Annotated in this window: 12 protein-coding genes; 7 read left to right on the forward strand and 5 right to left on the reverse strand. The window is 72.0% G+C overall.

Features of this window, described 5'->3' with window-relative positions:
• Positions 1–128: 128 nt before the first annotated feature.
• On the reverse strand, positions 129–1,520 hold the full coding sequence (locus HEP81_RS21240) for an MFS transporter (RefSeq protein ID WP_190276021.1): 1,392 nt from the start codon (positions 1,518–1,520) through the stop codon (positions 129–131).
• A 288-nt stretch (positions 1,521–1,808) separates the two neighbouring features.
• Here HEP81_RS21240 and HEP81_RS21245 point away from each other — a divergent pair, with 288 nt between their 5' ends.
• The 4 genes from HEP81_RS21245 (at position 1,809) to HEP81_RS21260 (ending at position 7,534) form a co-directional block, all read left to right on the forward strand.
• Positions 1,809–2,735, forward strand: a complete 927-nt coding sequence (locus tag HEP81_RS21245; RefSeq protein ID WP_037653326.1) for a DUF3027 domain-containing protein — start codon at positions 1,809–1,811, stop codon at positions 2,733–2,735.
• Positions 2,732–3,199 carry a GNAT family N-acetyltransferase gene (locus HEP81_RS21250; RefSeq protein WP_037653324.1) on the forward strand — a complete coding sequence of 156 codons (468 nt, stop codon included), beginning with the start codon at positions 2,732–2,734 and terminating at the stop codon, positions 3,197–3,199. The genes HEP81_RS21245 and HEP81_RS21250 overlap by 4 nt, the downstream gene beginning before the upstream one ends.
• Before the next feature lie 71 nt (positions 3,200–3,270).
• On the forward strand, positions 3,271–6,456 hold the full coding sequence (locus HEP81_RS21255; protein ID WP_051849992.1) for a sacsin N-terminal ATP-binding-like domain-containing protein: 3,186 nt from the start codon (positions 3,271–3,273) through the stop codon (positions 6,454–6,456).
• Positions 6,457–6,616: 160 nt separating this feature from the next.
• The gene (locus HEP81_RS21260; protein ID WP_037653322.1) at positions 6,617–7,534 is read left to right on the forward strand and encodes a hypothetical protein; all 918 of its coding nucleotides are present in this window, start codon (positions 6,617–6,619) and stop codon (positions 7,532–7,534) included.
• Positions 7,535–7,546: 12 nt separating this feature from the next.
• On the opposite strand, the gene HEP81_RS21265 is transcribed toward HEP81_RS21260, so the two are convergent.
• Both HEP81_RS21265 and HEP81_RS21270 read right to left on the reverse strand, forming a co-directional pair.
• Positions 7,547–9,943 (reverse strand): HAD-IC family P-type ATPase, encoded by a 2,397-nt coding sequence (locus HEP81_RS21265; protein ID WP_037653320.1) that lies wholly within the window; start codon positions 9,941–9,943, stop codon positions 7,547–7,549.
• Positions 9,944–10,044: 101 nt separating this feature from the next.
• Entirely contained in the window at positions 10,045–10,317 is a 273-nt protein-coding gene (locus HEP81_RS21270) for a DUF2530 domain-containing protein (protein WP_037653319.1), read from the reverse strand.
• A 204-nt stretch (positions 10,318–10,521) separates the two neighbouring features.
• Here HEP81_RS21270 and HEP81_RS21275 point away from each other — a divergent pair, with 204 nt between their 5' ends.
• Positions 10,522–11,973 carry an NCS2 family permease gene (locus HEP81_RS21275; RefSeq protein ID WP_037653318.1) on the forward strand — a complete coding sequence of 484 codons (1,452 nt, stop codon included), beginning with the start codon at positions 10,522–10,524 and terminating at the stop codon, positions 11,971–11,973.
• Positions 11,974–11,995: 22 nt separating this feature from the next.
• On the opposite strand, the gene HEP81_RS21280 is transcribed toward HEP81_RS21275, so the two are convergent.
• Complete coding sequence (locus HEP81_RS21280; protein ID WP_037653317.1) at positions 11,996–12,178, reverse strand: ribbon-helix-helix protein, CopG family; 183 nt, start codon at positions 12,176–12,178, stop codon at positions 11,996–11,998.
• Between the two features lie 162 nt (positions 12,179–12,340).
• On the opposite strand from HEP81_RS21280, the gene HEP81_RS21285 reads away from it, so the two are divergent.
• Both HEP81_RS21285 and HEP81_RS21290 read left to right on the forward strand, forming a co-directional pair.
• Positions 12,341–12,778, forward strand: a complete 438-nt coding sequence (locus tag HEP81_RS21285; protein ID WP_037653316.1) for a MarR family winged helix-turn-helix transcriptional regulator — start codon at positions 12,341–12,343, stop codon at positions 12,776–12,778.
• Between the two features lie 27 nt (positions 12,779–12,805).
• The gene (locus HEP81_RS21290; protein WP_093679327.1) at positions 12,806–14,149 is read left to right on the forward strand and encodes an MFS transporter; all 1,344 of its coding nucleotides are present in this window, start codon (positions 12,806–12,808) and stop codon (positions 14,147–14,149) included.
• Positions 14,150–14,201: 52 nt separating this feature from the next.
• On the opposite strand, the gene HEP81_RS21295 is transcribed toward HEP81_RS21290, so the two are convergent.
• Positions 14,202–14,717 carry a GNAT family N-acetyltransferase gene (locus HEP81_RS21295; protein WP_037653506.1) on the reverse strand — a complete coding sequence of 172 codons (516 nt, stop codon included), beginning with the start codon at positions 14,715–14,717 and terminating at the stop codon, positions 14,202–14,204.
• Positions 14,718–14,757: the final 40 nt, after the last annotated feature.

Raw genomic sequence — 14,757 nt, forward strand, 5'->3', positions numbered from 1 at the left:
CCGCGACAACCGAGGCGTGTCCGGTTTCGTCACGCCACCTGCCCCTTTACGCCATCGCCTCTTTACGTCATCGCCCCTTTGCGACTTCGCCCCGCTACGGCTTCGCCCCTTCACGTCGGGGCGCCCGGTCACGCCACCCGGGCGCGGGGCCGGCCGCCGTACCGCGCGGAGGCGATCAGACCGCGCAGGGTGCTCAGCCAGCCCACCGCCACGAAGGCGGCGCCCGCCAGCAGCCCCACCGTGCCGTTGAGCGGCATCACGATGCCGACCGCGCCGCCGAACACCCACGCCATCTGGAGCAGTGTCTCGGAGCGGGCGAAGGCCGAGCTGCGCACCAGCTCCGGCACATCCCGCTGGATCAGCGCGTCCAGCGCCAGCTTGGCCAGCGCCTGCGCGAACCCGGCGACCGCGGCCAGACAGGTCACCAGGACGGCCCCGAAGAACACCGCGGCCACGAGCGCCATGCCCAGCGCCGCCGCGACGACGGTCACGATGATGATCTCCGGCGCCCGTGATCTCAGCCACGCCCCCACCGCCGTACCCAGCGCGTTGCCGGCGCCGGCCGCGACGCCCACCAGGCCCAGCGAGACCACCGCGCTCTGGTCGCCGAGCGGGTGCTCGCGCAGCAGGAAGGCGAGGAAGAAGATCAGGAAGCCGGACAGGCAGCGCAGGGCCGCGTTGGCGCCGAGGGCGTGGGTCACGGCGGGCCCGACCGTGCGCAGCCCGGGCCGCTTCACCTTGGTCCTCGGCAGCCGTGTCTCGTCGGCGGCGAGCAGCGCCACCGCCTCACCGCGGGCCGAGTCCACCTTGGGCGGCAGCGAGAAGGACAGCGCCGTGCCCCCCACGAAGATCACGAAGGCGCCGTAGAGCGGCCAGGGATCGCCGAGCCGGTGCAGCCCCGCCGCGATCGGCGCGGCCACCCCGGTGGCCAGCAGCCCGGCCAGGGTCACCCGGGAGTTGGCCTTCACCAGCGAGAACAGCGGCGGCAGCAGCCGCGGTACGACGGCGCTGCGCACCACGCCGTACGCCTTGGACGCCACCAGCACGCCCAGCGCCGCGGGATACAGCTCCAGGCTCCCGGTCGCCACCGCGCCCGAGATCAGCAGGGCGAGCAGCGCCCGCGCCAGCATGGCCGCCGCCATCGCGGCCCGGCGCCCGTGCGGGAGCCGGTCGAGCAGCGGGCCGATGACCGGGGCGAGGACGGTGAACGGCGCCATGGTGATCGCCAGATACAGCGCGACCCGCCCGCGCGCCTCGTCGGTCGGCACGGAGAAGAAGACGGTGGAGGCGAGGGCCACGGTGATCATGACGTCTCCGGCGCCGTTCACCGCGTGCAGCTCGATCAGCTTGCCGAGGCCCGACTCGCCCGCGCCGTGCGCGTGGGTGACCCGGCGGATGCCGCGCGCGGCACCGGTGACGGGGAGGTGCAGGGCACGCCCGACGGACCGGGCGGCACCGCCCACCCGGCGCGTACCGCCACCCCGAACCCCACTCCTGTCCGCGGTTGCCACGAGGTTCATAGTGCCCCGAGATGCCGCCGGATAGTGCGGATACGGCACGTATGGCGGCGAACCGCGCCCGCCGAGGGGGCGGGAGGAGCGGGTGAAGTGGGGGAGAATGCCGTCGAGCGGCAATGAATCCTGTTCGGTGTAGCGTGCGTATCTCAGCCATAACGCAGAATGGATGGCAGAGGTGCGCCCGAGCGCGCGGATGATGCAGACGTCGATGCGGTCCTGAGGTCCGCTCCGTCGGCCAACCCGCCTAAGGCAGCCGCCTTGACGAGACGGCGTAGGAGAGAAGCGATACCTGTGAGCGCAGCGACAACGCGAAGCCGCACCCCCGACCGCCTGTGCGCCGAGGCGGTCGACCTCGCCCGTGCCGCCGCGGAGGAGGCAGCCGCGCCCGGTGTGGTCGGCGAGCACTCCGGCCTCGTCTCCGAGGGCGACCGCGTTGTCACGCACTTCTTCGAGTGCAAGGAACTGGGCTACCGGGGCTGGCGCTGGGCCGTGACCGTGGCCCGCGCCTCCCGTGCCAAGGTCGTCACCCTGGACGAGGTGGTGCTGCTCCCCGGCCCCGACGCGCTGCTCGCGCCGGAGTGGGTGCCGTGGAGCGAGCGGCTGCGCCCGGGTGACCTCGGGCCCGGCGATCTGCTCCCCACCGACCAGGACGACCTGCGCCTCGAACCTGGCTACACCGGCGAGGACCAGCCGCCGGCCGACTCCCCGGTGTCCGAGGAGATGGCGGAGCTGGCGGAGGCCGAGGACGCGGACGTGAGTCCGGGCACGCCGGCCGTCCAGCCGACGGTGCCCACGCGCGGCTCCATCGCCTCGGTGGCCGAGGAACTGGGCCTGCGCAGGGCGCGTGTGCTGTCCCGTTACGGCCTGCACAGCGCGGCCGACCGCTGGGAGGAGGCCTTCGGTCCGAAGACGCCGATGGCCCAGGCGGCCCCGGCCACCTGTCTGACCTGCGGCTTCCTCGCGCCCATCGGTGGCTCGCTGGGCCAGGCGTTCGGTGTGTGCGCCAATGAGTTCGCCCCGGCGGACGGCCGGGTGGTCTCCCTCGCCTACGGCTGCGGCGCCCACTCCGAGGCGGCGGTCATGCCCAAGCCCCCGCAGCCGGCCCCGCCGGTCATCGACGAGACCCGGGTGGAGCCCTTCCCGCTGCACCCCGCCCGCGACTCCGGCTCGGTCCCGGAGACGACGGACGAGGAGACGGCGGAACTGGGCCACTCGTGACCCCGGTCCGCCTCGCGCGGGACGCGAATCTCCCCGGGTTCCTCGCCCTGGCGGCCGAGGTGGAGCACTGGTTCGGCCCGATGGTGGACGACCCCGGTTTCACCGAGGCCGTGCGGCGGAGCATCGGCCGCGGCACGGCGCTGGTGGCCCAGGCCGCGTCCGGGGATCTCCTGGGCGCCCTCCTCTTCGGCGGCAACCCCCCTGCGCAAAAGGTGCACTGGCTGGCCGTCACCGAGCGGGCCCGGGGCGGGGGCGTGGGCCGCGCGCTGCTGGCCGACGCGCTCGCTCGCTTCGTCCGCCCTCCGGCCGCCATCGAGGTCGTCACCTTCGGCCCGGACCACTCCGGCGCGGCTTCGAGCGGCGCCCGCGCCTTCTACGAGCGACTGGACTTCACCCCGGCCGAACCGACGGACCCTGGGCCGGAGGGCGGTTCTCGCCAGGTGTACCGCAGGGTGCTGGCCTGACGGTCCCTCGCATCGTGTCCGGCCGCTGTGCCGCTGTGCAGTCGGGTCGGGTGGGCGGGCAAGAAATCGGGATGTCGGCGACGCGCTGTACCTTCTTCCTCACGTCGACGAGGAGTGTGAACGTGAGCAGCAAGTACGTGCGGCCGGCGGCCGAGGGTGCCGATCCCTTCGGGACGGCCCGGCTGCGTCGCGGTGTCATCGACGCCTGGGCCACCAGCCCCGCCCGCTTCCGCGAGGACGCCAACGCCGAGGAGGACCTCGTCCTGGGCGGCTACCGGGACCGCCTGGTGATCGAGCTGGCGCAGAACGCCGCCGACGCCGCCGCCCGCGCCCGGGTGCCGGGCCGCCTGCGCCTCACCCTCCGCGACGGCGTGCTGATCGCGGCCAACACCGGCGCCCCCCTGGACGCGACCGGCGTCGAGTCGCTGTCCACGCTGCGCGCCTCCGCCAAGCGCGACGCCGACTCCACGCACGGCTCCGTCGGCCGCTTCGGCGTCGGTTTCGCCGCCGTCCTCTCGGTCACCGACGAGCCCGCCCTCGTCGGCCGGCACGGCGGCGTCCGCTGGTCCCTCGCCGAGGCCCGCGAGCTGGCCGCCGACACCGCCCGGCACAGCCCCGGACTCGGCGACGAGGTCCGGCGCCGCGCGGGCCATGTCCCGCTGCTCCGGCTGCCCTTCGCCGCCGAGGGCACCGCCCCCGACCCGTACGACACCGCCGTCATCCTGCCGCTGCGCGACGCGGCCGCCGCCGACCTCGCCGAGCGCCTGCTGGACGCCGTGGACGACGCGCTCCTCCTCACCCTCCCGGGTCTCGACGAGGTCGTCATCGAGGTCGGCGACGCCGCGCCCCGCACCCTGCGCCGGCGGACCGAGGGCGCCGTCACCGTCGTCGAGGACTCACGGGAGGGCACCACCCGCTGGCGTACCGCCTCCGCGCACGGGCCGCTGGACCCGGAACTGCTCGCCGACCGCCCGGTGGAGGAGCGGCTGCGACCCCACTGGTCGGTGACCTGGGCCGTGCCGACCGACGAGCAGGGGCGCCCGGTGCGGCCCCGCACGTCCCCCGTCGTGCACGCCCCCACCCCCAGCGACGAACCCCTCGGCGTGCCCGCCCTCCTCATCGCCTCCTTCCCGCTCGACACCACCCGCCGGCACACCGCGCCCGGCCCGCTCACCGACTTCCTGGTGCGGCGCGCGGCCGACGTGTACACCGAACTCCTCGCCGGCTGGCGCCCGGTGACCGAGGCAGCCGTCGACCTCGTACCCGGGCCGCTGGGCAAGGGCGAGCTGGACGGCGCGCTGCGCCAGGCCCTCCTGGAGCGGCTGCCGCGCACCGCGTTCCTGCCGCCCGCGCTGCCCGGCGACGGCGGCGAGGACGAGCTGCCCGAGGCGCTGCGGCCCCGGGACGCGGAGATCGTGGAGGGCGCCGGTGCCGAGACCGTGCGGGTGCTCGCCGAGGTGCTGCCCACCCTGCTGCCCGCCGGTCTGGAGCGCCGCGCCGAGCTGCGCACCCTCGGGGTCGCCCGGCTCCCGCTCGCCGACGCCGTGGACCGGCTCGCGGGCCTGGAGAAGGACCCCGAGTGGTGGTGGCGGCTCTACGACAGCCTCGCGGGCGTGGACGTGGAGCGGCTCTCCGGACTCCCGGTACCGCTCGCGGACGGGCGTACCACCATTGGCCCCCGCCAGGTGCTGCTGCCCACTCCCGACGGCCCTCGGATCGACGCGGACGTGCTCGCCCGGCTCGGCCTGAAGGTCGCTCACGAGGACGCCGCCCACCCGCTGCTGGAGAAGCTGGGCGCGCTGCCCGCCACCCCGCGCGCGGTGCTCACCACCCCCCAGGTGCGGGCCGCCGTCGCCGCCTCCCTGGACGACGGGGGCGCCCTCGGCTGGGAGGAGGACGCGCCCGACGCGGAGGAACTCGCCGACACCGTCCTCGCTCTGGTCCGGGACGCCGGCCTGGAGCCCGGTGACGAGCCCTGGCTCGGCGCCCTCGCGCTGCCCGACGAGGACGGCGAACTCGCCCCCGCGGGCGAGCTGGTGTTCCCCGGGAGCCCCTTCGCCCGGGTGATCCGCGAGGACGAACTGGCGGCGGTCGACCCGGAGTTGGCGGACAAGTGGGGCGAACAGCCGCTGGCCGCCTGCGGGGTGCTCGCCACCTTCGCACTGGTCCGTGCCACCGATGTCGTCCTCGACCCGGACGAACTGGAGCCCCGCGAGGGCGACTTCGCCGAGCCGGACGACGCCGGACTGCTGGACGCAGTGGACGTGTGGTGCGAGGACATCCTCGACCGCTTCCCGGACAGCCCGGTCCCCCCGGTCGCCACCGAACTCGTCGCCGTCCGCGACCTCGACCTCGTGGACGACGACCACTGGCCCGAGGCCCTCACCCTGCTCGCCCGCCCGCCGCTGCGCGACGCCCTCACCCAGCCGGTGCGCGTCCTGCTGCCCGACGGCACCCATGAGGTCGTACGGCCGTACACCGCCTGGTGGCTGCGCGGGCACCCGGTGCTGGACGGCCGCCGCCCCGCGGGCCTTCTCGCGGCCGGCGGCGACCCGCTGCTGCGCGGCCTGTACGACGAGGCCGACGCCACCGGTTTCGAGGACGAACAGGTGCTGCGCGCCCTCGGCGTACGGACCTCGGTCGGCGCCCTGCTGGCCGAGCCCGGCGGCGCCGCCGAACTCCTGGACCGGCTCGCCGACCCGGAACGCCCGGTCATCGGCGCCCAACTGCACGGTCTGTACGGTGCGTTGGCCGACATCGACCCGGAACAGGTGACCCTGCCGGACGAGTTGCGGGCCGTGACCGACGGGCGGGTGACGGTGGTGGACGCCGCCGACGCCGTGGTCGTCGACTCCCCGGACCTGCTGCCCTTCACGTCCGGTGTGCCCCTGCTGCCCGTACGGCCGTCCCGCGCAGCCGAGTTGGCCGAGCTGTTCCAGGTGCGGCGGCTGAGCGAGTCCGTCACCGGCGAGGTGCACTCCGAGGGCGCCGAGCACGACGTGCCGGACTCGGTGCGGATGCTCCTCGGCCCGCGCACACCCGAGACGTACGTCGAGCACGACGAACTGGTCGTGGACGGCGTGGAGATCGACTGGCGGCTCACCGACGACGGGGTGCTGCACGCGGCCACCCTGGAGGGCGTCGCCGCCGGACTCGCCTGGGCGGCCCGGCAGTGGCCGCGTCGCTTCGAGGTCGCCGCCCTGCTGGAGGACCCGTCCCGGACGGCGGAACTGGCCCGGGACCGCTGGTTCGACTGACCTCCGGACGTCTCCTGGCTCCCCTGCCCACCGGACGTTCCTGCTCTCCAGGCGTCTCTCACGAAATCCACAAGTTCCGTACAACCGTTCCCTTGCGTGCGGCGTCTGATCTTCCGGAGTCGTCCGACTCCCGTCTACTTCGTACGCAGGGGAACCGCACATGCGTATTCGTGCCACCGTGGCCGCCGTCTCCGGCGCCCTGGCCCTCTCCGCCCTCGCCCTGCCCGCGGCGCACGCCGCCGGGCAGGAGCGGGTGCCCGCGGGGAACTCCGCGAGCAGGGTCGCCCACGCCGCCCAGCACCCGGGCCGCGCGACCTTCGCCGTCGCCGCCTCGGGCACGCCCTACAAGCTGAACGCCACCTTCTCCGCCGTGAAGGTGAACAACGGCAAGAACATCGCCGCCGGTACCACCAACCTCGTCAAGGTGCCCGTCTCCTTCACGCTGACGCACGGCACCGAGGTCAACATCCACGCCAAGGACTTCGTCGCGGCCATCGAGCTGTACCGCGGCGCCTCCTTCGACGACTCGATCTTCTACTTCGACAGCGCGGTCTCGACCTGCACGGACACCTCCACGACGGTGGCCTCCTGCAAGTCCACCGTGCCCGTCGACCCGACCGAGCTGCTCAGCGAGGACGCCGGCGCCTGGAAGGCCGCCGCCTACGCCGTCGCGTTCAACGGCCAGAACCCCACCAAGCCGGCCGACATGACCAAGGTGGGCGTGGCCGTCAAGGACCCGACCAACTCCTACAACCTCCAGCGCTGGGCGACCCTGAACACAGACGCCGCCCCGGAGCCGGTGAAGAAGGGCAAGACCGTCACGGTCTCCGGCAAGCTGGCCCGCGCCGACTGGGAGGACGGCAAGTACCACGGCTACGCCAACCAGCCGGTCAAGCTCCAGTTCCGCAAGAGCGGCTCCAGCACCTACACCACGCTGAAGACCGTCAAGACGAACTCCACGGGCAACCTGAAGACCACGACCACCGCCACGGTCGACGGCTACTTCCGCTACGCCTTCGCGGGCACCACGACCACCCCGGCGACCACCGCCACGGGTGACTACGTCGACGTGAAGTAGGCAGGGCCCCCGCTAGCCGGGGAAGCGGCGGTCGACCCACTTCCACAGGAACTCCAGGGCGGCCGCCGCCAGCACCGAGACCGCCACCGCCGTCCACGGCACGGCGAGCCCCACCAGTCGTACCGCGAAGAAGTCCTGGAGCGCGGGGACGACGAGCACCAGCAGGAACGCCACCGCCATCGAGGCCACCAGGATCACCCGCCACCAGGTGTAGGGGCGGGCGATGATCGCCAGCACCCACATGGAGATCAGGAACAGCGTCAGCGTGGCCGCACTGGTCTCCGCCGCCAGCTGGCCGGGTCCCGTGTAGTAGTGCCGGGCGATCAGGTACGTCACGAAGGTCGCCACCCCGGCCACCACGCCGCCCGGGATCGAGTACCGCATCACCTGGTGCACGAAGTGCGGTCTGGCCCGCTCGTTGTTGGGCGCCAGCGCCAGGAAGAAGGCCGGGACGCCGATGGTGAGCGTGGACAGCAGGGTCAGATGGCGGGGCAGGAACGGGTACTCCACCTGCCAGCAGACCACCAGCACCGCGAGCAGTACCGAGTAGACCGTCTTCACCAGGAACAGCGTCGCCACCCGGGTGATGTTGCCGATCACCCGGCGGCCCTCGCCGACCACCGACGGCAGGCTGGCGAAGCTGTTGTCCAGCAGCACGATCTGGGCCACCGCCCGGGTCGCCTCCGAGCCCGAGCCCATGGCCACACCGATGTCGGCGTCCTTGAGGGCGAGCACGTCGTTCACGCCGTCGCCGGTCATCGCCACCGTGTGCCCGCGCGACTGGAGCGCGCCCACCATGTCCCGCTTCTGCTGCGGGGTGACCCGCCCGAAGACGGTGCCCGCGTCCAGCACCCGGGCCATCTCCGCCTTGCCCTCGGGCAGCCGCCGCGCGTCCGTCGCCGTCCCGTCGAGGCCCAGCTTGGCCGCGACCGCGCCGACCGAGACCGCGTTGTCCCCGGAGATGACCTTGGCCGCCACCCGCTGGTCGGCGAAGTAGCGCAGGGTGTCGGCCGCGTCCGGGCGCAGCCGCTGTTCGAGGACGACCAGGGCGGTGGGGCGGGCGCCCTTGGCCGGCGCGGTGTCGTCCAGATCCCGGCGGGCCCGCGCCAGCAGCAGCACCCGCAGCCCCTGCTCGTTGAGCCGCTCGGTCTCCGCGAGCGCCGGGTCGTCGGCGCCGAGCAGTACGTCCGGGGCGCCCAGCAGCCAGGTGCTGATCTCCCCGTCGCCCTCGCTGAACGCGGCCCCGCTGTACTTGCGGGCCGAGGAGAAGGGAAGCGACTCGACGCAGCGCCAGTCGTCGTTGTCGGGGTAGGCGTCGATGATCGCCTGGAGCGAGGCATTGGGCCGGGGATCGGACTCGCCGAGCGCGCCGAGCACCTTGCGCACGTACGACTCCTCCGCGCCGTTGAGCGTGCGCAGCTCGGTGACGTCCATGCCGCCCTCGGTGAGCGTGCCGGTCTTGTCCAGGCAGACGGTGTCCACGCGGGCGAGGCCCTCGATCGCGGGCAGCTCCTGCACCAGGCACTGCTTGCGGCCGAGCCGGATGACACCGATCGCGAAGGCCACCGAGGTGAGCAGCACCAGGCCCTCCGGGACCATCGGCACGATGCCGCCGATGGTCCGGGCGACCGCGCCCTTGAGGTCGTCGTTCTTGACCACGAGCTGGGTGACGACCAGGCCGATCGCGGCCGGGACCATCATCCAGGTGACGTACTTGAGGATCGTGGAGATACCGGTGCGCAGCTCGGAGTGGACGAGCGTGAAGCGCGACGCCTCCTCGGCGAGCTTGACGGCATAGGCCTCCCGGCCCACCTTGGTCGCGGCGAAGGCGCCGCCGCCCGCGACCACGAAGCTGCCGGACATCACCGGATCGCCCGGCCGCTTGACCACCGGGTCGGCCTCGCCGGTGAGCAGCGACTCGTCGATCTCCAGTCCGTCGGCCTCCGCGCACACCCCGTCCACGACGACCTTGTCCCCGGGCCCGATCTCGATCAGGTCGTCCAGGACGATCTCGTCGGTGCCGATCTCCACGGCCGCGCCGTCCCGGCGCACGGTCGGCCGGGCCTCCCCGATCACCGCGAGCGAGTCCAGGGTCTGCTTGGCCCGCCACTCCTGCACGATGCCGATACCGGTGTTGGCGAGGATCACGAACCCGAACAGGCTGTCCTGGATCGGCGCGACGAACAGGGTGATCACCCAGAGCGCGCCGATGATCGCGTTGAACCGGGTGAACACGTTCGCCCGGACGATCTCCCCGAGCGAGCGGCTGCTGCGCACGGGTACGTCGTTGACCTGGCCACGCGCCCGGCGCTCCGCGACCTCCGCGCCGGTCAGCCCCGTCGCCCGGGTCGTGGGCAGGGCCACCGGGTGCACCGGATCGAGTTCGGCGCCGGCGTCTATATGGCTCATGTATCCGACGGTACGTGGCCTTTGCGCGGCCGCCCACCCGGCCCTCTGCCGGCGACGAGGGGCCGTTCGGACCCGGGGCCGCTCCACGGGGGTACCCGGGGCTACTCCACAGGGGTGGATTCCGGCCGCTCCCGCGCCGCCCGCTTGAGCGCCGCGTCCCGCCCCCGCACGTACCAGATGCCGATCAGCCCGAGCCCGCCCCCGGTCAGGCAGGTCCACAGCCACCACAGATGGCCGTGCTCGTGGAACCAGCCGTAGAAGGGGAGCTGGACGAGGAACAGGACGAACCAGACGATCGTGCCGCCGGTGATGGTGGCGACCACGGGCCCCTCAAGGGGCTCGGGCGCCTCGTGCTGGGGGATCCACTTGGCCATGCCGGACAGCTTACGAGGCGATCGGAGACGATCGGAGGTCGACCGGAGGGCGACCGGATCCGCACCAGGACTGCATACGTTCTACGCGCGGAGATAGCGATCTAGCAGTCATACCTTCATACTGAAACCGTTTGTCTTTGACCGCTTCTAATCGTAGGAAACTCCAAGAGGGCTCGGGGGAACCCTTTGGTGATGAGGTCTCGCATGCCCACCTCGGCGCCTGCCAAGGTCCCCACCCCCGAGAAGCCGGGCGGCGCGTTCGCCGGCGGCCCCCTCGACCGCTACTTCAAGATCTCCGAGCGTGGCAGCACTGTCGGGCGGGAGGTCCGGGGCGGTCTCGCCACCTTCTTCGCGATGGCGTACATCATCGTGCTGAACCCAATCATTCTGGGCAGCGCGAAGGACATGTACGGGCATCATCTGGACAATGGCCAGTTGGTGACGGCGACCGCGCTGACGGCCGCCTTCAGCACCCTGCTGATGGGTGTCATCGGCAATGTCCCGATCGCCATGGCCGCGGGTCTCGGCGTGAACTCGGTCGTCGCCCTCCAGCTGGCACCCCGGATGACCTGGCCGGACGCGATGGGCATGGTCGTCCTCGCCGGTTTCGTGGTCATGCTGCTGGTCGCCACGGGGCTGCGGGAGCGCGTGATGAACGCGGTGCCGTTCGGTCTGCGCAAGGCGATCGCGATCGGTATCGGCCTGTTCATCATGCTGATCGGCCTGGTGGACTCCGGCTTCGTCAGCCGTATCCCGGACGCCGCCCAGACCACCGTCCCGCTCCAGCTGGGCACCGGCGGTCACCTCACCGGCTGGCCGGTGCTGATCTTCATCCTGGGCGCGCTGCTCACCTTCGCCCTGATCGTGCGCAAGGTGCCGGGCGCCATCCTGATCTCCATCGTGGGCATGACCGTCCTCGCGATGATCATCAACGCCGTCGCCACGATCCCCTCCTGGGGCCTGACGGTCCCGAAGTGGCCCGGCAACCCGGTCTCCACCCCGGACTTCGGCCTGGTCGGCCAGGTCAGCCTGTTCGGCGGCTTCTCCAAGGTCGGCGTGCTGACCGGCATCCTCTTCGTCTTCACGGTCCTGCTGTCGTGCTTCTTCGACGCGATGGGCACGATCATGGGCATCAGCGACGAGGCCAAGCTGACCGACGCCGAGGGCTACATGCCCGGCATCAACCGGGTGCTGTTCGTGGACGGCCTCTCGGTCGCGGCAGGCGGCGCCGGCTCCGCCTCGGCCACCACCGCCTTCGTGGAGTCCACCGCCGGTGTCGGCGAGGGCGCCCGCACCGGCTTCGCCAACATCGTCACGGGCGGTCTGTTCGCCGTCTCGCTGCTCCTCACCCCGATCGCCACCATGGTGCCGTCCCAGGCGGCCACCCCGGCGCTGATCGCGGTCGGCTTCCTGATCCTTTCGCACTCCATCAAGGAGATCGACTGGGCCGACTACACGATCGCGATCCCGGCGTTCGTGACCATGCTGATGATGCCGTTCACCTACTCGATCACCAACGGCATCGGCATGGGCTTCATCACCTTCACCGTGCTGCGCCTGGCCGCGGGCCGGTACCGCGACATCCCGGTGGCGATGTACGTCGTCTCGGCGGTCTTCGCCTTCTACTACCTGATGCCGGCCCTGGGTCTGACCTGATCCCTCTCGGTTCCACGGGGTCTCACCTGACGCCGTAGAACCTCTCCGTCTCCTCGACGGCGGTCTGGAACCGCTGGTCGAAGTCGTCACGAATGAGCGTGCGGACCACATAGTCCTGCACGCTCATTCCTCTTTTCGCCGCGTGCTGCCGGAGCCGTTCGAGCAGCTCCCCGTCTATCCGCAGGCTGAGCACAGTGGTCCCCATGGGTACGAGGGTCGCCGCGGCCGCCCCGCGGATGCGTCACTTTCCGGCAGCGACTCACTCATACGGGTGATGGAAGCTTTGGGGAGCCTCAGTGGCGGGCATCACGGGCGCAGGGGTGCGCCGCATTGGTCTTTAGTTAGAGTAATGAGTTACGCTAAGGACATGCCGGACCTCAACCATGGCGATGATGCTGCCGCCGTGAACTCCCTTCGCTCCGCCGTGATGCGGCTGTCCCGTCGGCTCAAGCACCAGCGGGTGGACGAGTCGCTCAGCCCCACCGAGATGTCGGTGCTCGGCACCCTGTCCCGCTGCGGCTCGGCCACGCCGGGCGAGCTGGCCCGCAAGGAGCATGTCCAGCCGCCCTCGATGACCCGCATCGTCGCGCTGCTCGAAGCCAAGGGACTGGTCCGTCTCGAACCGCACCCGGAGGACCGGCGCCAGAAGGTCGTCACCCAGACCGAGCAGGCCGAGGCGATGCTCGAAGAGAGCCGCCGCAAACGCAACGCGTTCCTGGCGAACCTCGCCGACGGCCTCGACGAGGACGAGTGGGCGAAGCTGCGCGCCGCCGCCCCCGTGCTGGAAAAACTCGCACACCTGTAAAGCAGCAGCCTGAGGAGGCGAATCCGTTTGAGTACGGGATCCGGAACACCTTCCGCCCCCGCACCGACCGCCCCTACTACCCCCGCCCGCAAGTCCTCGATGTTCAGCTCGCTGAAGATCAGGAACTACCGCCTCTTCTTCATGGGCCAGGTCGTCTCCAACACGGGCACCTGGATGCAGCGCATCGCCCAGGACTGGCTCGTCCTGAGCCTCACCGGCTCCTCCGCGGCCGTCGGCATCACGACGGCCCTGCAGTTCCTGCCGATGCTCCTGTTCGGTCTCTACGGCGGCGTCCTCGTCGACCGGCTGCCCAAGCGCCCCGCGCTCCTGGTCACCCAGTCCGCGATGGCCCTCAGCGGTCTCGCGCTCGCCGCGCTGACCCTCACCGGCCAGGTCCAGGTCTGGCACGTCTATCTCGCCGCGTTCTTCGTCGGACTCGCCACGGTGGTCGACAACCCCGCCCGGCAGTCCTTCGTCTCCGAGATGGTCGGCCCCGACCAGCTGCACAACGCGGTCAGCCTGAACTCCGCGAACTTCCAGTCCGCGCGCCTCGTCGGCCCCGCCGTCGCCGGCCTCATGATCACCGGAGTGGGCACCGGCTGGGCGTTCCTCGCCAACGGTCTGTCCTTCGCCGCGCCGATCGCCAGTCTGCTGCTGATGCGCGCCCGCGAGCTGTACCCGGTCAAGCGGACCCCGCGCGGCAAGGGCCAGCTGCGGGAGGGCCTCCAGTACGTCGCCGGGCGCCCGGAACTGATCTGGTCCGTCGTCCTCGTCGGCTTCATCGGGACCTTCGGCTTCAACTTCCCGGTGTGGCTGTCCGCCTTCGCCGACGATGTCTTCCATGTCGGCGCCGGTGGCTACAGCCTCCTCAACACCCTGATGGCCGCGGGCTCCCTCGGCGGCGCCCTGCTGGCCGCCCGCCGCGGCTCGGCCCGGATGCGGCTGCTGATCCTCGCCGCGCTCACCTTCGGAGCGCTGGAGATCGTGGCCTCGCTGGCGCCCTCGTACTGGCTGTTCGCGGTGCTGATGGTGCCGATCGGGATCTGCGGCCTCACGGTCAACGTGACCGCCAACACCACCGTGCAGATGGCCACCGACCCGGCCATGCGCGGCCGGGTGATGTCCCTGTTCATGATGGTCTTCATGGGCGGCACCCCGCTCGGCGCCCCGGTCATCGGCTGGATCACCGACACCTACGGTGCCCGGGTCGGCTTCGCCCTCGGCGGTGTCGTCTCCGCGGTCGCGGCCGCCGTCATCGGTCTGGTCCTCGCCCGCGTCGGCGGTCTGCGCCTGTCGGTGGGCTGGGAGCGGGGGACGCCGCGGCTGCGGTTCGTGCCGCGGCAGCGGGAGGAGCTCGCCACGGCGGCGTGACCGTCCCGTCCCCGTCCGTGGGGCAGTCCGGAGGGTACCGGCACCGGTGTGACTATCGGACCCTCTGGGCCAGCACCTGCCCCGGCCACTCGTCCGCACCGTGGGTGAACGCCTCGGTGCGGACGAAGCCGTTGCGCTCGTAGAAGGCGACCAGCTTGCCGTCGTCGCCTGCGTAGCAGTCCACCCGCAGCAGCGAGACCCCGGCCCGCCGGGTCACCTCGGCCGCGTGCGCGAGCAGCGCGGCACCGGCGCCCCGCCCCTTGAACCGGCGGTCCGACGCCAGCAGGTGGATGTAACGCTCGGGCTCGTCGGCGGGCTCCAGATAGCTGCCGGGGGCGTCGGAGAGCGTGAGGGTGGCGGCCGGTACACCGTCTATCTCGGCGAAGTACGGCGTGCCCGTGGTGGCGTACCGCCGCACCACCTCCACCGCCTTGGGATTCGCCGACCAGGGCTCGGTGCCCCACTGCCCGGCGCGACCCTGGGCCACCAGCCACTCCACGGAGCTGTCCAGCATGGCCAGGATCAGGGGGGTGTCGTCGGGGCCGCCCGTGCGGATCGTGATCGTCATGGCGGCCATCATGCCCGGGCGGCTCTGGGATCGTGAAGGC

It is taken from the genome of Streptomyces griseofuscus (assembly GCF_014673495.1).
Lineage (GTDB): Bacteria > Actinomycetota > Actinomycetes > Streptomycetales > Streptomycetaceae > Streptomyces > Streptomyces murinus.